Source organism: Streptantibioticus parmotrematis (assembly GCF_019890615.1).
In the GTDB taxonomy this organism is placed as follows: domain Bacteria; phylum Actinomycetota; class Actinomycetes; order Streptomycetales; family Streptomycetaceae; genus Streptantibioticus_D; species Streptantibioticus_D parmotrematis.
The window spans coordinates 77,052-99,454 of record NZ_JAINVZ010000016.1; the positions used below are offsets into that span (position 1 = coordinate 77,052).

Below are 22,403 nucleotides of genomic sequence, written 5' to 3' on the forward strand. Positions count from 1 at the left end.
ACCACATGAGCACCACCCGCACCCCGCTGATGGCGGGCAACTGGAAGATGAACCTCAACCACCTCGAGGCCATCGCCCACGTCCAGAAGCTCGCCTTCGCGCTGACCGACAAGGACTACGCGGCCGTGGAGGTCGCCGTCCTGCCGCCCTTCACCGACCTGCGCTCGGTGCAGACCCTGGTCGACGGCGACAAGCTGAAGATCAAGTACGGCGCCCAGGACGTCTCGGCCTACGACTCCGGCGCGTACACCGGCGAGATCTCCGGCCCGATGCTCGCCAAGCTCAAGTGCTCCTACGTGACGATCGGTCACAGCGAGCGACGCCAGTACCACGGTGAGGACGAGGCGATCGTCAACGCCAAGGTCAAGGCCGCGTTCCGGCACGACCTGACCCCGATCCTGTGCGTCGGCGAGGGCCTGGACGTGCGCAGGGCCGGCAACCAGGTCGCGCACACCCTCGCCCAGGTCGACGGCGCCCTGGGGGACGTCCCGGCCGACCAGGCGCGCACGATCGTCATCGCCTACGAGCCCGTGTGGGCGATCGGCACCGGCGAGGTCGCCACGCCCCAGGACGCCCAGGAGGTCTGCGGCGCGATCCGCGGGCGGCTGGCCGAGCTGTACGACCAGGAGCTGGCCGACCAGGTCCGCATCCAGTACGGCGGGTCGGTCAAGGCCGGCAACATCGCCGCGATCATGGTGCAGCCGGACGTCGACGGCGCGCTGGTCGGCGGTGCCTCGCTGGACGCCGACGAGTTCGTCAGGATCGTCCGCTTCGCTGATCAGGCAGTAGGCTGACGGACTCGATCCGAAGTACCCTGTCGGGGACCGGGCGCGGACTGCCGCGGTCGGTCCCCGCGCCGTCGTAGGTTCCCCCAGAGAGTTGGTCCAGCCGTGGTCACCGGATTCTCCATCGCCCTCATCGTGTTCAGCCTGCTGCTGATGCTGCTCGTGCTGATGCACAAGGGGAAGGGCGGCGGTCTCTCGGACATGTTCGGCGGCGGCATGCAGTCCTCCGTCGGCGGCTCCTCGGTGGCCGAGCGCAACCTCGACCGCATCACCGTCATCATCGGCCTGCTGTGGTTCGCGTGCGTCGTCGGCCTCGGTCTGGTGCTGAAGTTCCAGAAGTGACCCGGGCCCACCCTGCGGCCGTACCGCGCCCGGTTCGGGCGTAACTGACGGCCCGTCGCCCCCGCGGCTTATCATGGGACGGCGTCCGCGAGGTGCCGGGCCGGTTGGCCTCCCGCTGGACGAGACGTAAGGTCTCCGTAAACTGGACGACCTCGCAGCACCATCACGCAGGGAGTTACGACCGTGGCAAGTGGCAACGCGATCCGTGGCAGTCGGGTCGGAGCGGGGCCGATGGGGGAGGCGGAGCGCGGCGAGTCCGCGCCGCGTCTTCGCATCTCCTTCTGGTGCTCGAACGGGCACGAGACGCAGCCGAGTTTCGCCAGTGACGCGCAGATCCCGGACACCTGGGACTGCCCCCGCTGCGGCTTCCCGGCCGGCCAGGACGAGAACAACCCGCCGGACCCGCCGCGCACCGAGCCCTACAAGACGCACCTGGCGTACGTGCGGGAGCGCCGCAGCGACGCGGACGGCGAGGCGATCCTCGCCGAGGCGCTGGCGAAACTGCGCGGGGAGATCTGACGACGAGAGGGTGTGGGAGGCGACCGCCTCCCACACCCTCTCGCTTTCCGCAGGCCTTCGTACCGGATCAGGCCGAGGCCGGCGGGTACAGCTCCCGCGGCAGTTGGGCCGCCGCGGTGCGGTCCAGCAGCCACAGCGTGCGGCCCCGGCCGTACGCGCCCGCGGCCGGGGCCTGGATCTCGCCCGCCCCGGACAGCGCCATGGCCGCCGCGTTCGCCTTGTCCTCGCCCGCGGCCAGCAGCCACACCTCACGCGCCGCCCGGATCGCCGGCAGGGTCAGCGAGATCCGGGTGGGCGGCGGCTTGGGCGAGCCGTGCACACCGATGACGGTGCGCTCGGTCTCCCGTACCCCGGGGTGCTCGGGGAAGAGCGAGGCCACGTGCGCGTCCGGGCCGACGCCCAGCATCAGCACGTCGAACGACGGCACGCCCGCGTGGTCCTCGGGACCGGCCGCCTTCGCCAGCTCCGCCGCATAACCCTCGGCCGCCGCGTCCGCGTCCGAGCCGTGACCGCCGTCGGAGGCGGGCATCGGGTGCACCCGCGCCGGATCGACCGGCACGGCGTCCAGCAGCGCCTGGCGGGCCTGCGTGACGTTGCGCTCCGGGTCGCCCTCGGGCAGGTAGCGCTCGTCGCCCCACCACAGGTCGAGGCGGCCCCAGTCCACCGCGTCCCGGGCGGGCGCCTCGGCGAGCGCCGCGAGCAGCGCGTTGCCGTTGCGCCCGCCGGTGAGCACCACCGACGCGGAACCGCGGGCGGCCTGGGCGTCGACGATCCGGGTGATCAGCCGGGCCGCCGCCGCCTTCGCCATCAGTTCCTTGTCGCGGTGCACCACGACCTGGGGGGCCGTCACTTCGACTTCCCCGTACGGGAGTTGCCCGACGCTGCGGTCTTGCGCGCGGTGGTCTTGCGCGCCGCGGGCGCGGTGTCGGCCACCTCGGGCGCCTGGCCCGCGGCGACCTCCGGGCCGTCACCCGCCGGGTGGTCGTGGCCGGTGAGCCGCTTGACGCCGACCCGGACCGTCTCGCGGTAGATGTCGTCCGGATCCAGCCGACGCAACTCCTCCGCGATCAGCTCGGCGGTGTCACGCCGCTTGAGGGCGACGTGCCGGTCCGGCTGGCCGGGCATCGCCAGCTCCGCCAGCGCCCCGTCCGCGCGGTCCAGGCAGATCTCGCCGTCCGCGGTCGACAGCCGCACCGCGGTCAGCCCCGGCCCGTCCGACACCCTGCGCTCGACCGGCACCTCCAGGCGGTCGGCCAGCCACATCCCCAGCAGCTCGGTGCTCGGGTTGTACGGCTCGCCCTCCACGATCGCGGCGGTGACGGCCGAGTGCTTCTGGTCCAGCGCCGCGGCCAGCATGCTGCGCCACGGGGTGATCCGGGTCCACGCCAGGTCGGTGTCGCCGGGGGAGTAGGTGTCCGCCCGCACCCGCAGCGCCGCCACCGGATCCTCGGCCGCCGCCGCGTCGGTGATCCGGCGCTGCGCCAGCTTGCCCAGCGGGTGTTCCGCCGGGTTCCCAGGGGCGTCCTCCGGCCACCAGACCACCACCGGCGCGTCCGGCAGCAGCAGCGGCAGGACGACCGACTCGGCGTGGTTGGCCAGCTCGCCGTGGAGCCGCAGCATCACGGTCTCGCCGGTGCCCGCGTCGGAACCGACGCGGATCTCGGCGTCGAGACGCGACTTGGCGCGGTCCCGGGGCGAGCGGCCCGGGCGCTTGATCACCGCGAGGATGCGGGACGGGTGCTCCCGGGAGGCGTCGCCGGCCGCCTTGAGGGCGTCGTACGCGTTGCCCTCGTCGGTGACGATGACCAGGGTGAGGACCATGCCGACGGCCGGGGTGCCGCTGGCACGGCGGGCCTGGATGACGCCGGCGTTGATCTTCGACGATGTGGTGTCCGTGAGATCGATCTTCATGGCCGACGCCAGCTCCTGCCGTCTCGTGCGAGCATCTCGTCCGCCTCCGCGGGCCCCCAGGTCCCGGCGGCGTACTGGGCGGGCTTGCCGTGCTTGTCCCAGTACTCCTCGATCGGGTCGAGGATGGTCCAGGACAGCTCGACCTCCTGGTGCCGCGGGAAGAGGTTGGCGTCGCCCAGCAGCACGTCGAGCAGCAGCCGCTCGTACGCCTCGGGGCTGGACTCGGTGAAGGACTCGCCGTAGGCGAAGTCCATCGTGACGTCGCGGACCTCCATCGAGGTGCCCGGCACCTTGGAACCGAACCGCACGGTCACGCCCTCGTCCGGCTGCACCCGGATGACCAGCGCGTTCTGCCCCAGCTCCTCGGTGGCGCCGGACTCGAACGGCAGGTACGGGGCGCGCTTGAAGACCACCGCGATCTCGGTGACCCGGCGGCCGAGCCGCTTGCCGGTGCGCAGGTAGAACGGCACGCCCGCCCAGCGGCGGTTGTTGATGGTGAGCTTGATCGCGGCGTAGGTGTCGGTCTTGGACTTGGGGTCGATGCCCTCCTCCTCCAGGTAGCCGAGCACCTCCTCGCCGCCCTGCCAGGCGTGCGCGTACTGGCCGCGCACGGTGTGCCTGCCCAGGTCCTCGGGCAGCTCGACGGCGCCCAGCACCTTCAGCTTCTCGGCCACCAGCGCCTTGGGGTGGAAGGAGCCCGGCTCCTCCATCGCGGTCAGCGCCAGCAGCTGGAGCAGGTGGTTCTGGATGACGTCACGGGCCGCGCCGATGCCGTCGTAGTACCCCGCGCGACCGCCGATGCCGATGTCCTCGGCCATGGTGATCTGCACGTGGTCGACGTAGGAGCGGTTCCAGATCGGCTCGAACATCGTGTTGGCGAAGCGCAGCGCCAGGATGTTCTGGACCGTCTCCTTGCCCAGGTAGTGGTCGATGCGGAAGACCTCGTTGGGGTCGAACACGCTGTGCACGACCTTGTTGAGCTCCTGCGCGCTCGCCAGGTTGTGGCCGAACGGCTTCTCGATGACGGCACGCCGCCAGGAGTCGCCGCGGCCCTCGGACAGCCCGTGCTTCTTGAGCTGCTCGACCACCTTGGGGAAGAACTTCGGCGGGACCGACAGGTAGAACGCGAAGTTGCCGCCGGTGCCGCGGGCCTTGTCCAGGTCGTCGATGGTGGTGCGCAGCGTCTCGAACGCCTGGTCGTCGTCGAACTCGCCGGGCACGAACCGGAAGCCCTCGGCGAGCTGGGTCCACACCTCCTCGCGGAACGGGGTCCGCGAGTGCTCCTTGACGGCGTCGTGCACGACCTGGGCGAAGTCCTCGTCCTCCCAGTCGCGCCGGGCGAAGCCGACGAGCGAGAAGCCCGGCGGCAGCAGCCCGCGGTTGGCGAGGTCGTAGACGGCGGGCATCAGCTTCTTGCGTGACAGGTCACCCGTGACGCCGAAGATGACCAGGCCGGACGGCCCCGCGATACGCGGGAGCCGCCGGTCCCTGGGGTCACGCAGCGGGTTGCTGCTGGTGGTCACTGTGGTCAGGCCTCCGAGGGAGCGAGGCGCTTGAGCTCGGCCTCGGTGGACTTGAGCAGGTCGTTCCAGGACGCCTCGAACTTCTCGACGCCCTCGTCCTCCAGCACCTTGACCACGTCGTCGTAGTCGACGCCCACGCCCGCGAGGGCGTCGAGGACGCCCTGGGCGTCGGCGTAGTTGCCGGTGATGGTGTCGCCGGTGACCTCACCGTGGTCGCCGGTGGCCTGGAGGGTGGCCTCCGGCATGGTGTTGACGGTGTTCGGCGCGACCAGCTCGGTGACGTAGAGGGTGTCCGGGTAGGCCGGGTCCTTCACGCCGGTCGAGGCCCACAGCGGACGCTGCTTGCGGGCGCCGGCCTTCTCCAGGGCCGCCCAGCGGTCGGAGGAGAAGACCTCCTCGTACGCCTGGTAGGCGAGGCGGGCGTTGGCCACCGCGGCCTTGCCCTTGAGGCCCTTGGCCTGGTCGCCGCCGATCTTGTCCAGCCGCTTGTCGATCTCGGTGTCGACGCGCGAGACGAAGAAGGAGGCGACCGAACGGATCTGCGACAGGTCGAGCCCGGCGGCCTTCGCCTTCTCCAGGCCGGTCAGGTAGGCGTCCATCACGGCGCGGTACCGGTCGAGGGAGAAGATCAGCGTGACGTTGACGCTGATGCCCCGGCCGATGACGTCGGCGATGGCCGGCAGGCCCGCCTCGGTCGCCGGGATCTTGATGAAGGTGTTCGGCCGGTCCACCAGCCACGCCAGCTGCTTGGCCTCGGCGACGGTCGCCGCCGTGTTGTGCGCCAGACGCGGGTCGACCTCGATGGAGACCCGGCCGTCCTGGCCGTCGGTGGCGTCGAAGACCGGGCGCAGCACGTCGGCCGCGTCCCGCACGTCCGAGGTGGTGATCATGCGCAGCGCCTCCTCGACGGTGACCCTGCGCACCGCGAGGTCGGCGACCTGCTCGTCGTAGGCCGGGTCGCCGGAGATGGCCTTCTGGAAGATGGTCGGGTTGGTGGTGACACCGACCACGTGGCTGGAGTCGATCAGCTCGGCGAGGTTGCCGGAGGTGATCCGCTTGCGCGACAGGTCGTCGAGCCAGATCGCGACGCCTTCGTCGGAGAGGCGCTTGAGTGCGTCTGTCATGGGATGTACATCTCCTCGAAAGTTACGGTGAGCTGATCAGCGGGACGCGGCGGCGATCGAGTCGCGCGCGGCGCCCACGACGGCCTCGGGGGTCAGCCCGAACTCGCGGTAGAGCACCTTGTAGTCGGCGGAGGCGCCGAAGTGCTCCAGGCTCACGATGCGCCCCGAGTCGCCGACGAACCGGTACCAGGTCAGGCCGATGCCGGCCTCCACGGCGACCCGGGCCTTGACGTTGGGCGGCAGCACGTGGTCGCGGTACGCCTGGTCCTGCTCCTCGAACCACTCCACGCACGGCATCGAGACCACGCGGGTCGGCACGCCGTCGGCCTGGAGGGCGTCGCGGGCGGCGAGGGCGATCTCGACCTCGGAACCGGTGGCGATGACGATCAGCTGCGGCTGGCCGCCCTCGGCCTCGGCCCGCACGTAACCGCCCTTGGCGGCCTGCGGGTCGGGCGCGTAGGTCGGCACGTTCTGCCGGGTGAGCGCCAGGCCGTGCGGGGCAGGCTTGGCGGTGTGGCGGCGCAGGATCTCGTGCCAGACGATCGCGGTCTCGTTGGCGTCGGCCGGACGCACCACGTTCAGGCCGGGGATGGCGCGCAGCGCGGACAGGTGCTCGACCGGCTGGTGCGTCGGGCCGTCCTCGCCCAGGCCGATGGAGTCGTGCGTCCACACGTAGGTGACCGGCAGCTGCATCAGCGCGGCCAGCCGCACCGCGGGGCGCATGTAGTCGGAGAAGACCAGGAACGTGCCGCCGTAGATGCGGGTGTTGCCGTGCAGCGCGATGCCGTTCATGGTCGAGCCCATGGCGTGCTCGCGGATGCCCCAGTGCACCGTGCGGCCGTACGGGGAGGCGCCGGGCAGCGGGTTGCCCTCCGGCAGGAACGAGGAGTTCTTGTCGATCGTGGTGTTGTTGGAGCCGGCCAGGTCGGCCGAGCCGCCCCACAGCTCCGGCACGATCTCGCCGAGCGCGGCGAGCACCTCGCCGGAGGCCTTGCGGGTGGCGACCGCCTTGCCCTCCTCGAAGACCGGCAGCGCCTTCTCCCAGCCGTCCGGCAGCTCGCCGGAGTCGATCCGGTCGAAGTCGGCGGCGCGCCGCGGGTTGCTGGCCCGCCACTCCTCGAACTTCTTGGTCCACGTGGCGTGCGCCTCGCGGCCGCGGTCGGCGACCTCGCGGGCGTGCGCCAGCACCGCGTCCTCGACGGCGAAGTGCTTGTCCGGGTCGAAGCCCAGCACCTTCTTGGTGGCCGCGACCTCGTCCTCGCCCAGCGCGGCGCCGTGCGCGGCACCGGTGTTCTGGGCGTGCGGGGCGGGCCAGGCGATGATGGTGCGCGCGGCGATCAGCGACGGGCGGGAGGTCTCGGCCTTGGCGGCCAGCAGCGCCTTGTGCAGGGCCTCGACGTCGAAGTCGCCGTCGGGCGCCTGGTCGATGCGCTGCACGTGCCAGCCGTACGCCTCGTAGCGCTTGACGACGTCCTCGCTCAGGGCGGTCTCGGTGTCGCCCTCGATGGAGATGTGGTTGTCGTCGTAGAGCGCGATGAGGTTGCCGAGCCTCTGGTGGCCGGCGAGGGAGGAGGCCTCGGCGGAGATGCCCTCCTCGATGTCGCCGTCGGAGACGATCGCCCAGATGGTGTGGTCGAACGGCGAGGTGCCCTCGGGCGCGTCCGGGTCGAACAGGCCGCGCTCGTAGCGGGAGGCCATCGCCATGCCGACCGCGTTGGCGATGCCCTGGCCGAGCGGCCCTGTCGTGGTCTCGACGCCGGTGGTGTGGCCGTGCTCCGGGTGGCCCGGGGTCCGCGAGCCCCAGGTGCGGAACGACTTGAGGTCGTCGAGTTCGAGCCCGTAGCCGGACAGGAAGAGCTGGATGTAGAGCGTCAGGCTGGTGTGACCGGGCGACAGGACGAACCGGTCACGGCCGGTCCAGTCCGGGTCGGAGGGGTCGTGGCGCATCAGCTTCTGGAAGAGCAGGTAGGCGGCGGGCGCCAGGCTCATGGCCGTGCCCGGATGGCCGTTCCCGACCTTCTGGACAGAGTCCATGGCCAGAACCCGGACAGTATCCACGGCCCGCTTGTCCAGATCGGTCCACTCGAGATCTGTGGTGGTCGGCTTCGTGCTCACCCTGGGTCAGGGCTCCTCTCCACAATGATCGAACGCCGGTCGGCCCTACGCCCACCGGGCGATTTCGAGCCTACCCTTGCGCGGGCAGGCGTTCGGCTACGTTCGGCGCAACACCGGAACGACTTTGTTCATTCCTGGTACATATTCTGTTACCGCCTCCCCAAGCCTGAGTCATCGGGGGTCGCCCCGCCTGTCGGAGCCAACACGAGGGGCCCCCGCGACAGGCCACGGGATGGCAACGTCTACAGTGGCGTGGTACGCGCTGAGACTCACCCGGTCGTCGCAACTGGGATGGTCTCGCTGGTCTTTCTCCCTCCCAGAGGTGTTCGTGACGGCCGTCGAAACCCGCCCCTCGGGGGTCATCGGGGCGAGCCCGAAGCACCGGCCGTTCGGGGCCCGTGTGAAGGCGTTCGTGGCGCTGACCAAGCCGCGCATCATCGAACTGCTGCTGATCACCACGGTTCCGGTGATGTTCCTGGCCGCCAAGGGCGTACCCGACCTGTGGCTCGTCGTGGTCACCATGCTCGGCGGCTACATGTCGGCCGGTGGCGCCAACGCGCTCAACATGTACATCGACCGCGACATCGACGCGCTCATGCACCGCACCGAGCAGCGGCCGCTGGTCACCGGGATGGTCTCGCCCACCGAATGCCTCGTCTTCGGTATCACCCTGTCGGTGGTCTCGACGGTGTGGTTCGGACTGCTGGTCAACTGGCTGTCCGCCGCTCTGTCCCTGACGGCCATCCTCTATTACGTCTTCGTCTACACGCTGGGCCTCAAACGTCGCACCGCGCAGAACATCGTGTGGGGCGGCATCGCGGGCTGCATGCAGGTGCTCATCGGCTGGTCGGCCGTGCGCGACGACCTGGCGTGGGCGCCCTTCGTGCTCTTCCTGGTCCTCTTCTTCTGGACCCCGCCGCACTACTGGCCGCTGTCGATGAAGGTCAAGGACGACTACGAGCGGGTCGGCGTGCCGATGCTGCCGGTCGTCGCGGGCAACAAGGTCGTCGCCCGGCAGATCGTGCTCTACAGCTGGGTGATGGTGCTGGTCTCGCTCACCCTGTGGTGGCCGCTGGGCGCCACCGGCTGGTTCTACCCGATGGTGGCGGTGCTCGCCGGGGCCTTCTGGCTCAAGGAGGCGCACGCGCTGCAGGCCCGGGCCAAGGCCGGGGTCGTCGGCGCCAAGCTCAAGGAGATGCGACTCTTCCACTGGTCGATCACCTACGCGACGCTGCTGTTCGTCGCCGTCGCGGTCGACCCGTTCCTGCGCTGACGGCGCACTGCCCGCGACTCCCCGCTCCGACGGCGTACGGGAGCGTCGCCGGGCGGGCCGCCCTTCCGTGCGCCGTTACCCGCGAGTAGCATCGGGCTCATGGCAGAGACCTCTCAGTCCCCCTCGCAGCCCGAGCAGGCCGACCAGCCCGCCGCGGACGCCCGAGCCGAGCGTCACGTCGCCCGGCTCGCCAAGCGGATCGGCGCCTTCGCGGGCAGCCACGGCGGCAGCGCCGAAGGCCAGATCGCGTACGTCGGCGAGGTCGGTACCCGCATCCTCCTCGTCGGCTCCGACGGCACCTGGGGCGACCTGGTGGCCCCCTCGTACGAGATCGCCGAGCGGGCCGTCGAGGCCTCCGGGATCGCCCGCCAGGACAGCTTCGACGGCGAGATGGCCGCCAAGGTGCGCACCGGCCCGTACGAGTGGAAGAGGATGGCCGGAATTCAGGTGGGAGGATCGCCCAACACCTGACAGGCGTATCTCCCGTTAGCACCATGGACCACACAACCATGGACGGCTGGACGAGGAGATGCGCATGGGCGCGGGGGCGGAAGAGCGTACGGCACGTGAGGAACTGCGGCGGCGGGCCCGCCAGGAGGCGGCCCGGCTGACCGCGGAGGGCGTGCACGCGGTCGCGCTCAGCTGGGTCGACACCTCGGGGGTGGCCCGGGTCAAGGCGGTGCCGACCGGCCGCCTGGCGCACGCCGCCCGGCACGGCGTCGGCGCCTCCCCGGTCTTCGACGTCTTCACCTCGGACGACGCCATCACCGCCTCCCCGCTCAGCGGCGGACCCGACGGCGACCTGCGGCTCGTCCCCGACCTCGACCGCCTCACGGTGCTGGCCGCGCAGCCCGGCTGGGCCTGGGTCCCGGCCGACCGCCAGGACCAGTCCGGTGTCCCGCACCCCGGCTGCGCGCGGCACTTCCTGCGCCGGATGACCGCCGCCGCCCGCGACAGCGGTTTCGAGCCACGCATGGGCTACGAGACCGAATGGGTGGTCTGCCGCCCCGGCGACGACGAGCCCCCGGTCGCCGCGGGCGCGGGACCCGCCTACGGCATGAGCCGGCTGGTGGAGATGTCCGACTACCTGCGCGACATCGTCACCGCGCTGCGCGACCAGGAACTGGAAGTGCTCCAGATCCACCCGGAGTACTCGCCCGGCCAGTTCGAGGTCTCCACCGCCCCCGCCGACCCCCTGCGCGCCGCCGACGAACTCCTCGTCGTCCGCGAGACCATCCGCGCCGTCACCCTGCGGCACGGGCTGCGCGCCACCTTCGCGCCCACCGTGGTCGCCGGCGGCGTCGGCAACGGCTGCCACCTGCACCTGAGCCTGCGTCAGGACGACCAGGACCTCTTCCGCGGCGGCCCCGGGCCGCAGGGGCTTGACGAGACCGCGGAAGGGTTCCTCGCCGGGATCCTCGACGAACTGCCCGCGCTGCTGGCCGTGGGCGCCCCCTCGCCCGCCAGCTACCTGCGCCTGGCGCCGTCGGTGTGGGCGGGCGCGTACCACTGCTGGGGCCTCGAGAACCGGGAGGCCGCGCTGCGGCTGATCCCCGGGCCGCCCGACGAGTCCGGCAGCGCCAACGCCGAGGTCAAGTGCTTCGACGCGGCCGCCAACCCCTACCTGCTGGCCGGTGCCGTGCTCGCCGCCGGGCTCGCCGGGGCCGAGGCGAAGCGCAGCCTGCCCGCGCCGGTGCAGGGCGACCCGGCCGTGGTCGCGCCGGCCACCCCCCGGCTGCCGAGGTCGCTGACCCAGGCCGCCGACCGTTTCGCGGCCAGCGAGGTGCTGCGGGCGGCGCTCGGCGAGACGCTGCACGGCGCCGTGCTCGCGGTGCGCAGGGCCGAGGCGGAAAGCCTCGACGGACGCGACCCCGAGGCCGTGGCCGCCGCCACCCGGTGGCGCTACTGATGGCCGTCCCGCCCGCGGCGCCGCCGCTGCCACCGCTGGTCGACCACCACTGCCACGGGGTCGTGACGGCGGAACTCGGGCTCGGCTCCTTCGAGCCGTACCTCACCGAGTCGCACGCGCCCGCCGCCGCGGGCACCACGTTCTTCGACACCCAGACCGGGTTCGCGGTGCGCCGCTGGTGCCCGCCGCTGCTCGGCCTGGAACCGCACTGCCCGCCCGCCCACTACCTCGCCAGGCGCCGGGAGATCGGCGCGTACGAGAGCACCCGGCTGCTGCTGCGCGGCACCGGCATCGGCACCTACCTGGTCGACACCGGCATCCCCGGCGACCTGACCGGCCCGGCCGAACTCGCCGCCTCCGCCGGGGCGATCGCGCACGAGGTCGTACGGCTGGAGACGCTGGCCGAAGGCGTCGCCGACACCTGCGGCACCCCCGAGGCCTTCGTCACCGCGCTCGCGGAGGCGGTGCACGACGCGGCGAGAGCGGCGATCGGCTTCAAGTCGGTCGCCGCCTACCGCCACGGCCTCGCCCTGGAGCCCGAGCCGCCAGGACCGGCCGAGGTGCGACGCGCCGCCGCCGACTGGCTCGCCGCCCGCCAGAGCGGCGGCCGGCTCCACGACCCGGTGCTGCTGCGCCACCTCATGTGGTCGGCGGTCGCCACCGGGCTGCCGCTGCAACTGCACACCGGCTTCGGCGATCCCGACCTCAGACTTGACCGGGCCGACCCCGCGCTGCTCACCGACTTCGTCAAGGCCACCGACGGCCTCGGCTCCGCCCTCGTGCTCCTGCACGGCTACCCGTACCACCGCCAGGCCGCCTACCTGGCCAACGTCTTCCCGCACGTCTACGCGGACGTCGGGCTCGCGATCGCCCACACCGGCGCCCGGGCCGCCGCCGTCCTCGCCGAGACGCTGGAACTGGCGCCCTTCGGCAAGCTGATGTTCTCCACCGACGCCTACGGGCTGCCCGAGCTGTACGTGACCGGCGCCCGGCTGTTCACCGGCGCGCTGCGGCGGCTGCTGGGGGAGTGGGTCGCCGAGGGCGCCTGGTCCGCGCCGGACGCCCACCGGGTCGCGGCCCTGCTGGTCTCCGGCAACGCGCGGCGGGTCTACGGGCTGTCAGACCCCGGCGGCGACCGCTGACTCCTGCGGCGGGACCGCGGCGGCGGCCGTCACCTCGGGGCGCTCGCGCATCGCCAGGACGACGCGGACCATCGCGATCCACACCAGGCACGCGCCCAGCATGTGCACCTCGACCACGCCCACGGGCAGGTGCGTGAAATATTGGACATACCCCACGACGCCCTGACTCATCAGCACCGCGAACAGCTCGACCACCCGGCGGCGCATCAGCGCGGGCGCTCCGATCGCGCGCAGCACGAACCACAGCGCCACCGTCAGGCCCACCACGATGTACACGAAGTCGACGTGCAGCTGGGTGATCTCACGCCAGTTCACCGGGATGCGGTGCACGTGCCGCGCGTCGCCCGCGTGCGGGCCCGCGCCGGTGGTCACCAGTCCGGCCAGCACCAGCGCACAGGTCGCCGCGGCCAGCACCCAGGTCAACTGCCGCACCGGGCGTGGCACCAGGTCACGGGCGGGCGCGTCGCTCTCCCGGGCGCGCTGCCACATCAGCAGCGCCACCGTCAGCAGCGCGAACGCCAGCACGTCGTGCGAGCCGACCAGGTACGGGTTCAGGCCGGTCAGCACCACGATGCCGCCGAGCACCGCGTTGCCCATGACCAGCCAGAACTGCCCCCAGCCCAGCCGGGTCAGGGAACGCCGCCACGGGGTGCGGGAGCGCGCGGTGAGGATCGCGGCGCCGACCACCACGCACAGCACGTCGGTGATCATGCGGTTGGTGAACTCGATGACACCGTGGATGCCCATCGCCTTCGTGGGCGTCAGGCTCTGCGCGGTGCAGGTCGGCCAGGTCGGGCAGCCCAGGCCCGAGTCGGTGAGCCGGACCGCGCCCCCGCCCACCACGATGAGCACCGCCATCACGACGGTGGCCAGCGCGACCCGTTCCACCCACTTGGACGGCGGTTGCCAGCGGTCGGCGAGCAGCGCGAGGGGATTGAGCGATTTCGGCACCCGGTCATCGTAGGTCAGCGCTTGTGCACGGATTCACGAGGGGTCGCCCCAACGCGACGGCCTACTCCCAGCGAAACCAGCGCGCGGCCGCGCCCAGCCCCAGCACCGCCCAGACCGCCAGCACGCCCAGGTCGCCCCACGGCATCCCGGCGCCGTGCTGGAGCACCCCGCGCAGGCCGTCGGACAGGGCCGAGACGGGCAGCAGGTCCAGCACTTCGCGCGCCGCGTGCGGGAACCTGCTCAGCGGCACGATCACCCCGCCGCCGACGAGCAGCAGCAGGAAGACCAGGTTGGCGGCGGCGAGCGTGGCCTCGGCCTTCAGCGTCCCCGCCATCAGCAGCCCCAGCCCGGAGAACGCGGCGGTGCCCAGGACCAGCAGCACCACCACCCAGGCCGGATCGCCGTGCGGCGACCAGCCCATGGCGAGCGCGATCACCGCGAGCAGCGCGATCTGGAGGACCTCGGTGACCAGCACGGAGCAGGTCTTGGCGGTCATCAGCGCCCAGCGCGGCAGCGGCGAGGCGGCGAGCCGCTTGAGCACGCCGTAGCGGCGCTCGAAACCGGTGGCGATGGCCTGCCCGGTGAACGCGGTCGACATCACCGCGAGCGCCAGCAGGCCCGGCGCCAGGAAGTCCACCCGCTTGCCGCCGCCCACGTCGACGATCGGGACGGCGCTGAAGAGCACCAGCAGCACGGTGGGGATGACGACGGTCAGCAGCAGTTGCTCGCCGTTGCGCAGCAGCATCCGCGTCTCCAGCGCGGCCTGCGCGCGGATCATGCGCGGCAGCGGCGCGGCGCCCGGCGCGGGCGTGAAGACGCCGGTGGTCGCATCGGTCCCGGTCGTCGCGCTCATCCGCGCAGCTCCTTACCCGTGAGCTCCAAGAAGACGTCCTCCAGCGTGCGGCGCTCCACCGCGATGCGGTCGGGCATCACGCCGTGCTGGGCGCACCAGGAGGTGACGGTGGCCAGCAGTTGCGGGTCCACCTTGCCCTCGATGCGGTAGCTGCCCGGGGTCGGTTCGAGCGCGGCGCTGTCCGCGGGCAGCGCGTTGAGCAGCGACATCAGGTCCAGGCCCGGGCGGCCGGTGAAGCGCAGGGTGCCCTCGGCGCCGCCCCGGCACAGCTCGGTGGGCGTGCCGGAGGCGATGGCGCGGCCGCCGTCGACGATCACGACGTGGTCGGCGAGGTGCTCGGCCTCGTCCATGAAGTGCGTGGTGAGCACGGCGGTGACGCCGTCGGCGCGCAGCTCGGAGACGAGGTCCCAGGTCGCGCGGCGGGCCTGCGGGTCGAGGCCCGCGGTCGGCTCGTCGAGGAAGACCAGTTCGGGCCTGCCGACGACGGCCATGGCGAGCGCGAGCCGCTGCTGCTGGCCGCCGGACAGCCGCCGGTAGGGGGTGCGTCCGCAGGTGCCGAGGCCGAGGCGTTCGACGAGCATCGCGGGGTCGAGCGGGTCGCGGTGCAGCTTCGCGGTGTGCCGCAGCATCTCCTCGGCGCGGGCCCCCGGGTAGACGCCGCCGTTCTGGAGCATGACGCCGATGCGCGGGCGCAGCGCGCCGCCCTCGGTGACCGGGTCGAGGCCGAGGACCCGCACTGAGCCGCCGTCCGGCCTCCGGTAGCCCTCGCAGGTCTCGACGGTGGTGGTCTTGCCCGCTCCGTTGGGTCCCAGGACCGCGGTGACGGTGCCGCGCGGGACGGTGAGGTCGAGCCCGTCGACCGCGGTCTTCCCGCCGTACCGCTTGACCAGGCCGACGACCTCGACCGCGGGGGTGCTCTGCATGGGCCCGAGTCTAAGGAGCGCTCGCGGGGGCCCGGCAGGCGGCCCGGAATTCCCCTCGTCCCGGTGCCGCGCCGTGCTCGGGTGGCGCTGAAACGCCCTGTCCGGAGCGTCGGTAAGGGTGACCTTACGTGATGGAAGCCACCGGAACGCGATCAAGGTGTCACTTGTCGCTTGCCGCGGAATTACGCAACAATGGTGTTGTGAAAAACGCGGGCGAGGGATCGCGGGAGACGACGGCCGGGTCGGCCGTCGCTTCGGGTCTGCCCGCCGAGGCACCCGTCGACGGGCAGACGGGCGAGGCCGAGGGGCACCGCGGCACCCGCAACCGGGTCGCCCGCTCCATCCTCGACCACGGCCCGTCCACCGCCGCCGACCTGGCGGAACGCCTGGAGCTGACCCCCGCCGCGGTGCGCAGGCACCTGGACGCGCTGGTCGCCGAGGGCATCGTCGAGCCGCGCGAGAAGCGGGTCTACGGATCCCGCTCCCGGGGCCGCCCCGCCAAGGCCTTCGCTCTCACCGACTGCGGTCGCGACGCCTTCTACCAGGCGTACGACCAGCTCGCCGAGGATGCGCTGCGCTGGATCGCGCAGGCCGCGGGCGGCGGCCGGATGGGTGACGCCGCGGTCGCCGCGTTCGCGCGGGCCCGGGTCGCCGCCCAGATGGAGAAGTACCGCCCGCGCATCGAGGCACTGCCGCCCGAGCAGCGCGCGAGGGCGCTCGCCGAGGCGTTGACCGAGGACGGGTACGCTGCTACCACGCGTGGCGCGCACGCCTCCTCCGCCGGGGAGCAGCTCTGCCAGCACCACTGCCCGGTGGCGCACACCGCCGAGCGGTTCCCGCAGCTGTGCGAGGCGGAGGCCGAGGTCTTCTCCCGCCTGCTCGGAACGCATGTACAGCGTCTGGCCACCATCGCCCACGGCGACGGGGTGTGCACGACGTTCGTACCGAGACCCACCCAGCAAGCCACCACAGCAGCCACCACCGAAACCGCCGCGAAGTCCGGGAGGAACCCCGCATGACTGCTCCCACGGAGACCACTCACCCGGAGCTCGAAGGCCTGGGCACCTACGAGTACGGCTGGGCCGACTCCGACGCGGCCGGCGCGTCCGCCAAGCGCGGCCTGTCGGAGGACGTCGTCCGCGACATCTCCGCCAAGAAGTCCGAGCCGGAATGGATGCTGAACCTGCGTCTGAAGGGCCTGAAGCTCTTCGGCAAGAAGCCCATGCCGACCTGGGGCTCCGACCTCGGCGGCATCGACTTCGACAACATCAAGTACTTCGTGCGCTCCACCGAGAAGCAGGCGGAGTCCTGGGAGGACCTGCCCGAGGACATCAAGAACACCTACGACAAGCTGGGCATCCCGGAGGCGGAGAAGCAGCGCCTGGTCGCCGGTGTCGCCGCGCAGTACGAGTCGGAGGTCGTCTACCACCAGATCCGCGAGGACCTGGAGGAGCAGGGCGTCATCTTCCTGGACACCGACACCGCTCTCAAGGAGCACCCGGAGCTGTTCAAGGAGTACTTCGGCACGGTCATCCCGGCCGGCGACAACAAGTTCGCCTCGCTGAACACCGCGGTGTGGTCCGGCGGTTCGTTCATCTACGTGCCGAAGGGCGTGCACGTCGAGATCCCGCTCCAGGCCTACTTCCGGATCAACACCGAGAACATGGGCCAGTTCGAGCGGACGCTGATCATCGTGGACGAGGACGCCTACGTCCACTACGTCGAGGGCTGTACGGCGCCGATCTACAAGTCCGACTCGCTGCACTCCGCGGTCGTCGAGATCATCGTCAAGAAGGGCGCCCGCTGCCGGTACACGACCATCCAGAACTGGTCGAACAACGTCTACAACCTGGTCACCAAGCGCGCCGTCGCCTACGAGGGCGCCACCATGGAGTGGGTCGACGGCAACATCGGCTCCAAGGTGACCATGAAGTACCCGGCCGTCTACCTGATGGGTGAGCACGCCAAGGGCGAGACGCTGTCCATCGCCTTCGCCGGCGAGGGCCAGCACCAGGACGCCGGCGCCAAGATGGTCCACATGGCGCCGAACACCTCCTCCAACATCGTCTCCAAGTCGGTGGCCCGGGGCGGCGGCCGCACCTCGTACCGCGGTCTGATCGAGATCGGCGAGGGCTCGCCCGGCTCCAAGTCCAACGTGCTGTGCGACGCGCTGCTGGTCGACACGATCTCCCGCTCCGACACCTACCCGTACGTGGACGTCCGCGAGGACGACGTGTCGATGGGCCACGAGGCGACCGTCTCCAAGGTCAGCGAGGACCAGCTCTTCTACCTGATGAGCCGCGGCATGACCGAGTTCGAGGCCATGGCGATGATCGTGCGCGGCTTCGTGGAGCCGATCGCCCGCGAGCTGCCGATGGAGTACGCGCTGGAGCTCAACCGGCTGATCGAGCTGCAGATGGAAGGCGCGGTCGGCTGACCCGCCGCCCGCACCCTGGCGCGAGCGCGCACTCGCGACGACGACCTTCGACGAGCCCCTCAGAAAGAGAGCTGTACGACAGCCATGGCGACAAGCATTCCCGCCGGTAGCACCACCGACGGTGCCATCCAGGTAGGCCAGAGCGCGCAGCCCGCCGACGCGCGGGTGAGCGCCGCCGCGTCCTACGACGTGGCCGACTTCCCCGTGCCGCACGGGCGCGAGGAGGAGTGGCGGTTCACCCCGCTGGACCGGCTGCGCGGCCTGCACGACGGCACCGCCGAGGCCACCGGGGGCCTGCGGGTCGAGGTCGCCGCGCCCGAGGGCGTCACCGTCGAGACCGTCGACCGCGGCGACACGCGCCTGGGCCGGGCCGGCAAGCCGGTCGACCGGGTCGCGGCGCAGGCGTACAGCGCCTTCGAGAAGGCCTCGGTCGTCACCGTGCCCAAGGACGCGGTGCTGAGCGAGCCGGTGCGCATCACCGTGCACGGCGAGGGCGGCACGGTCTACGCCCACCAGCTGGTCGAGGTCGGCCGGTTCGCGGAGGCCGTCGTGGTCATCGACCACACCGGCGACGCGACGCTGGCGGCCAACGTCGAGTTCGTCGTCGGCGAGGGCGCCAAGCTCACCGTGGTCTCCGTCCAGGACTGGGACGACACCGCGGTGCACGTCGCCCAGCACACCGCACTGGTCGGCCGGGACGCCACCTTCAAGTCGGTGGTCGTCACCTTCGGCGGCGACCTGGTCCGGCTGCACCCGCGGGTCGTCTACGGCGGCACCGGCGGCGAGGCCGAGCTGTACGGCCTGTACTTCACCGACAACGGGCAGCACCAGGAGCACCGGCTCTTCATCGACCACGACACGCCGCACTGCCGCAGCAACGTCGCCTACAAGGGCGCGTTGCAGGGCCAGGACGCGCACGCGGTGTGGATCGGTGACGTGCTGATCCGCGCGGTCGCCCAGGGCACCGACACCTACGAGCTCAACCGCAACCTGGTCCTCACCGACGGCGCCCGGGTCGACTCGGTGCCGAACCTGGAGATCGAGACCGGTGAGATCGTCGGCGCCGGACACGCCTCGGCGACCGGCCGGTTCGACGACGAGCAGCTGTTCTACCTGATGGCCCGCGGCATCCCGGCCGACGAGGCCCGCCGCCTGGTGGTGCGTGGCTTCTTCGCCGAACTCGTCCAGCAGATCGGCCTGGCCGACCTGGAGGAGCGCCTTCTCGCCAAGATCGAGCAGGAGCTGGAGGCTTCCGTCGGATGAGCGCCCCCGGATTCGTCGCCGCCTGCACGCTGGGCGAGCTGGAGGACGACACCCCCAAGCGGGTGGAGATCGACGGCGTGCCCGTCTCGGTCGTGCGCACCGAGGGCGAGGTGTTCGCCATCAACGACACCTGTTCGCACGCCAACGTCTCGCTGTCCGAGGGCGAGGTGGAGGACTGCCAGATCGAGTGCTGGCTGCACGGCTCCAGCTTCGACCTGAGGACCGGCAAGCCGTCCGGGCTGCCCGCCACGCGGCCCGTCCCCGTATACCCCGTCAAGATCGAAGGAGAGGGCGCGGACGCGACTGTGCTCATCTCCGTGACCCAGGAGTCCTGAGGCACCCATGGCAACGCTTGAGATCCACGACCTGCATGTCTCCGTCGAGGCGGAGAACGGCCCCCGCGAGATCCTGCGCGGCGTCGACCTGACCGTGAAGCAGGGCGAGACCCACGCCATCATGGGCCCCAACGGCTCCGGCAAGTCCACCCTGGCCTACTCGCTGGCCGGCCACCCCAAGTACACCGTCACCGGCGGCACCGTCACCCTCGACGGTGAGGACGTGCTGGCCATGAGCGTGGACGAGCGCGCCCGCGCCGGCGTCTTCCTCGCCATGCAGTACCCGGTCGAGGTGCCCGGCGTCTCGGTCTCCAACTTCCTGCGCACCTCCGCCACCGCCGTGCGCGGCGAGGCCCCCAAGCTGCGCACCTGGGTCAAGGAGGTCAAGGAGACGATGGAGGCGCTCCACATGGACGCCTCCTTCGCCGAGCGCAACGTCAACGAGGGCTTCTCCGGCGGTGAGAAGAAGCGCCACGAGATCCTCCAGCTGGAGCTGCTCAAGCCGAAGATCGCGATCCTCGACGAGACCGACTCCGGTCTGGACGTCGACGCGCTGCGGATCGTCTCCGAGGGCGTCAACCGGGTCCGCGAGACCGGCACCGTCGGCACCCTGCTGATCACCCATTACACGCGCATCCTGCGCTACATCAAGCCCGACTACGTCCACGTCTTCGCCGCGGGTCGCATCGCCGAGTCCGGTGGCGCGGAGCTGGCGGACAAGCTGGAGAACGAGGGCTACGAGGCGTACACGAAGGGCGGCGCATCCGAGTGAGCCCGACGCTGCCGGGTCTTCTCGACACCGAGGCGATCCGCAAGGACTTCCCCGTGCTGGACCGGCTGGTCCACGACGGGAAGAAGCTGGTGTACCTGGACAACGCGGCGACCTCGCAGAAGCCCCGCCAGGTGCTGGACGCCCTCACCGAGTACTACGAGAGCTACAACGCCAACGTCCACCGCGGCGTGCACGTTCTCGCCGAGGAGGCCACGGCAGCGTACGAGGGCGCCCGGGACAAGGTCGCGGCGTTCGTCAACGCGCCCAGCCGCGACGAGGTGATCTTCACCAAGAACGCCTCGGAGTCCCTCAACCTCGTCGCCAACATGCTCGGCTGGGCCGACGAGCCCTACCGGGTGGACAGCGACACCGAGATCGTCATCACGGAGATGGAGCACCACTCCAACATCGTGCCGTGGCAGCTGCTCGCGCAGCGCACCGGCGCGAAGCTCAAGTGGTTCGGCCTGACCGACGACGGACGGCTCGACCTGTCCACCATCGACCAGGTCATCACCGAGAAGACCAAGGTCGTCTCGTTCGTGCTGGTCTCCAACATCCTCGGCACCGTCAACCCGGTCGAGGCGATCGTGCGCCGGGCGCAGGAGGTCGGCGCGCTGGTCGTGGTCGACGCCTCGCAGGCCGCACCGCACATGCCGCTGGACGTGCAGGCGCTCCAAGCCGACTTCGTGGCTTTCACCGGCCACAAGATGTGCGGCCCGACCGGCATCGGCGTGCTGTGGGGCCGCCAGGAGCTGCTGGAGGACCTGCCGCCGTTCCTGGGCGGCGGCGAGATGATCGAGACCGTCTCGATGCACTCGTCCACCTACGCCCCGGCGCCGCACAAGTTCGAGGCCGGCACCCCGCCGATCGCCCAGGCGATCGGGCTCGGCGTGGCCGTGGACTACCTGACGTCGATCGGCCTGGACCGGATCGCCGAGCACGAGCACGCGCTGACCCGGTACGCGGTCGAGCGGCTGCGCGAGGTGCCCGACCTGCGCATCATCGGCCCCACCACGGCCGAGGACCGCGGCGCGGCGATCTCGTTCACCCTCGGTGACATCCACCCGCACGACGTGGGCCAGGTGCTGGACGAGCAGGGCATCGCGGTGCGCGTCGGCCACCACTGCGCGCGGCCGGTCTGCCTGCGGTACGGAATTCCGGCGACCACGCGGGCGTCCTTCTATCTGTACTCCACGCCGGCCGAGGTGGACGCCTTGGTCGACGGACTGGAGCACGTCCGGAACTTCTTCGGATAGGGGCCGCACCTGTGAAGCTGGATTCGATGTACCAGGACGTCATCCTGGACCACTACAAGCACCCGCACGGCCGGGGCTTGCGGGACGGGGACGCCGAGGTGCACCACGTCAACCCGACGTGTGGTGACGAGATCACCCTTCGGGTGAGGATCTCCGGCGACATCGTCGAGGACGTCTCGTACGAGGGCCAGGGCTGCTCCATCAGCCAGGCCAGCGCGTCGGTGCTCAACGATCTGCTGGTCGGCAAGGAACTCGCCGACGCCCGGCGGATCCAGGAGCAGTTCCTCGAACTGATGCAGTCCAAGGGCCGGATCGAGCCCGACGACGCGATGGAGGAGGTGCTGGAGGACGCGGTCGCGTTCGCCGGCGTCTCGAAGTACCCGGCGCGTGTGAAGTGCGCGCTGCTGAGCTGGATGGCGTGGAAGGACGCGACCGCGCAGGCGCTGTCAGCCAAGGAAGCCCAGGAGTCGGCATGAGCGAGAACGTCACCACCACCACGCCCGCCTCCGAGGAGGAGATCCGCGAGGCGCTGTACGACGTCGTCGACCCCGAACTGGGCATCGACGTCGTCAACCTCGGGCTGATCTACGGCATCCACGTCGACGACTCCAACATCGCGACGCTCGACATGACGCTGACCTCGGCGGCCTGTCCGCTGACCGACGTCATCGAGGACCAGGCGAAGTCGGCGACGGAGGGCATCGTCAACGACCTGAAGATCAACTGGGTCTGGATGCCGCCGTGGGGCCCCGACAAGATCACGGACGAGGGCCGAGAGCAGCTACGCGCCCTGGGCTTCAACGTCTGACGCGGATTTTCTAGGGGCGCGGGGAACTGCGCGACCAGGCACGGCGAAAGCTGTGGTGAGCCACCGGCCCGGGGTCCTACGGTCGTTCCTGGATCACCGGCCAGTGGGGGCTGAGCGCGCAGTTCCCCGCGCCCCCAAAAGACACAACCCCCCGCGCCCCCA

General features: G+C 71.2%; 23 protein-coding genes. 15 read left to right on the forward strand and 8 right to left on the reverse strand.

The window, feature by feature from the left end; all coding sequences use genetic code 11:
• The first annotated feature begins 5 nt into the window (after positions 1-5).
• The 3 genes from tpiA to K7472_RS21650 all read left to right on the forward strand — a co-directional run bounded on the left by tpiA (position 6) and on the right by K7472_RS21650 (position 1,646).
• Positions 6-794: a triose-phosphate isomerase gene (tpiA, locus tag K7472_RS21640; RefSeq protein ID WP_222980171.1), complete on the forward strand. Its 789-nt coding sequence runs from the start codon at positions 6-8 to the stop codon at positions 792-794.
• Between the two features lie 96 nt (positions 795-890).
• Positions 891-1,127, forward strand: coding sequence for a preprotein translocase subunit SecG (gene secG / locus K7472_RS21645; RefSeq protein WP_222980172.1), 237 nt, complete (start codon positions 891-893; stop codon positions 1,125-1,127).
• A gap of 183 nt (positions 1,128-1,310) precedes the next feature.
• A complete protein-coding gene (locus K7472_RS21650; RefSeq protein WP_109450932.1) occupies positions 1,311-1,646 on the forward strand; it encodes an RNA polymerase-binding protein RbpA in 336 nt (111 codons plus the stop codon).
• Between the two features lie 67 nt (positions 1,647-1,713).
• On the opposite strand, the gene pgl is transcribed toward K7472_RS21650, so the two are convergent.
• From pgl to tkt, 5 genes are read right to left on the reverse strand one after another with little or no spacing between them, the layout of a single operon-like run.
• Entirely contained in the window at positions 1,714-2,496 is a 783-nt protein-coding gene (gene pgl, locus K7472_RS21655) for a 6-phosphogluconolactonase (protein WP_222980173.1), read from the reverse strand.
• Positions 2,493-3,557: a glucose-6-phosphate dehydrogenase assembly protein OpcA gene (opcA, locus tag K7472_RS21660; protein ID WP_222980174.1), complete on the reverse strand. Its 1,065-nt coding sequence runs from the start codon at positions 3,555-3,557 to the stop codon at positions 2,493-2,495. Before opcA ends, pgl begins: the two co-directional genes overlap by 4 nt.
• Positions 3,554-5,080: a glucose-6-phosphate dehydrogenase gene (zwf, locus tag K7472_RS21665; RefSeq protein WP_222980175.1), complete on the reverse strand. Its 1,527-nt coding sequence runs from the start codon at positions 5,078-5,080 to the stop codon at positions 3,554-3,556. The genes opcA and zwf overlap by 4 nt, the downstream gene beginning before the upstream one ends.
• A gap of 5 nt (positions 5,081-5,085) precedes the next feature.
• Positions 5,086-6,204 carry a transaldolase gene (gene tal / locus K7472_RS21670; protein WP_222980176.1) on the reverse strand — a complete coding sequence of 373 codons (1,119 nt, stop codon included), beginning with the start codon at positions 6,202-6,204 and terminating at the stop codon, positions 5,086-5,088.
• 36 nt (positions 6,205-6,240) lie between these two features.
• Positions 6,241-8,319 (reverse strand): transketolase, encoded by a 2,079-nt coding sequence (gene tkt, locus K7472_RS21675; RefSeq protein WP_222980177.1) that lies wholly within the window; start codon positions 8,317-8,319, stop codon positions 6,241-6,243.
• Between the two features lie 328 nt (positions 8,320-8,647).
• On the opposite strand from tkt, the gene K7472_RS21680 reads away from it, so the two are divergent.
• The 4 genes from K7472_RS21680 (at position 8,648) to K7472_RS21695 (ending at position 12,643) form a co-directional block, all read left to right on the forward strand.
• Positions 8,648-9,592 carry a heme o synthase gene (locus K7472_RS21680; protein ID WP_308014022.1) on the forward strand — a complete coding sequence of 315 codons (945 nt, stop codon included), beginning with the start codon at positions 8,648-8,650 and terminating at the stop codon, positions 9,590-9,592.
• Between the two features lie 99 nt (positions 9,593-9,691).
• A complete protein-coding gene (locus tag K7472_RS21685; protein WP_222980179.1) occupies positions 9,692-10,063 on the forward strand; it encodes a hypothetical protein in 372 nt (123 codons plus the stop codon).
• A gap of 64 nt (positions 10,064-10,127) precedes the next feature.
• Entirely contained in the window at positions 10,128-11,501 is a 1,374-nt protein-coding gene (locus K7472_RS21690) for a type I glutamate--ammonia ligase (protein ID WP_222980180.1), read from the forward strand.
• Positions 11,501-12,643: an amidohydrolase family protein gene (locus K7472_RS21695; protein WP_222980181.1), complete on the forward strand. Its 1,143-nt coding sequence runs from the start codon at positions 11,501-11,503 to the stop codon at positions 12,641-12,643. The genes K7472_RS21690 and K7472_RS21695 overlap by 1 nt, the downstream gene beginning before the upstream one ends.
• On the opposite strand, the gene K7472_RS21700 is transcribed toward K7472_RS21695, so the two are convergent.
• The 3 genes from K7472_RS21700 to K7472_RS21710 form a co-directional block, all read right to left on the reverse strand.
• Entirely contained in the window at positions 12,620-13,594 is a 975-nt protein-coding gene (locus K7472_RS21700) for a COX15/CtaA family protein (protein WP_222980182.1), read from the reverse strand. The genes K7472_RS21695 and K7472_RS21700 overlap by 24 nt on opposite strands.
• Positions 13,595-13,655: 61 nt before the next feature.
• Positions 13,656-14,447, reverse strand: coding sequence for an ABC transporter permease (locus K7472_RS21705; protein ID WP_222980183.1), 792 nt, complete (start codon positions 14,445-14,447; stop codon positions 13,656-13,658).
• The gene (locus K7472_RS21710) at positions 14,444-15,370 is read right to left on the reverse strand and encodes an ABC transporter ATP-binding protein (protein WP_222980184.1); all 927 of its coding nucleotides are present in this window, start codon (positions 15,368-15,370) and stop codon (positions 14,444-14,446) included. The genes K7472_RS21705 and K7472_RS21710 overlap by 4 nt, the downstream gene beginning before the upstream one ends.
• Before the next feature lie 200 nt (positions 15,371-15,570).
• Here K7472_RS21710 and K7472_RS21715 point away from each other — a divergent pair, with 200 nt between their 5' ends.
• The 8 genes from K7472_RS21715 (at position 15,571) to K7472_RS21750 (ending at position 22,241) form a co-directional block, all read left to right on the forward strand.
• Complete coding sequence (locus tag K7472_RS21715) at positions 15,571-16,389, forward strand: helix-turn-helix transcriptional regulator (RefSeq protein ID WP_308014023.1); 819 nt, start codon at positions 15,571-15,573, stop codon at positions 16,387-16,389.
• Positions 16,386-17,807: a Fe-S cluster assembly protein SufB gene (gene sufB, locus K7472_RS21720; RefSeq protein WP_222980186.1), complete on the forward strand. Its 1,422-nt coding sequence runs from the start codon at positions 16,386-16,388 to the stop codon at positions 17,805-17,807. Before K7472_RS21715 ends, sufB begins: the two co-directional genes overlap by 4 nt.
• 84 nt (positions 17,808-17,891) lie before the next feature.
• Entirely contained in the window at positions 17,892-19,070 is a 1,179-nt protein-coding gene (gene sufD / locus K7472_RS21725) for a Fe-S cluster assembly protein SufD (protein ID WP_222980187.1), read from the forward strand.
• A complete protein-coding gene (locus K7472_RS21730; protein ID WP_109450972.1) occupies positions 19,067-19,405 on the forward strand; it encodes a non-heme iron oxygenase ferredoxin subunit in 339 nt (112 codons plus the stop codon). Before sufD ends, K7472_RS21730 begins: the two co-directional genes overlap by 4 nt.
• 7 nt (positions 19,406-19,412) lie before the next feature.
• On the forward strand, positions 19,413-20,177 hold the full coding sequence (gene sufC / locus K7472_RS21735) for a Fe-S cluster assembly ATPase SufC (RefSeq protein WP_222980188.1): 765 nt from the start codon (positions 19,413-19,415) through the stop codon (positions 20,175-20,177).
• A complete protein-coding gene (locus tag K7472_RS21740) occupies positions 20,174-21,433 on the forward strand; it encodes a cysteine desulfurase (protein WP_308014024.1) in 1,260 nt (419 codons plus the stop codon). The genes sufC and K7472_RS21740 overlap by 4 nt, the downstream gene beginning before the upstream one ends.
• 11 nt (positions 21,434-21,444) lie before the next feature.
• A complete protein-coding gene (gene sufU / locus K7472_RS21745) occupies positions 21,445-21,909 on the forward strand; it encodes a Fe-S cluster assembly sulfur transfer protein SufU (protein ID WP_222980189.1) in 465 nt (154 codons plus the stop codon).
• Positions 21,906-22,241: a metal-sulfur cluster assembly factor gene (locus tag K7472_RS21750; RefSeq protein WP_222980190.1), complete on the forward strand. Its 336-nt coding sequence runs from the start codon at positions 21,906-21,908 to the stop codon at positions 22,239-22,241. Before sufU ends, K7472_RS21750 begins: the two co-directional genes overlap by 4 nt.
• Positions 22,242-22,403 lie beyond the last annotated feature (162 nt).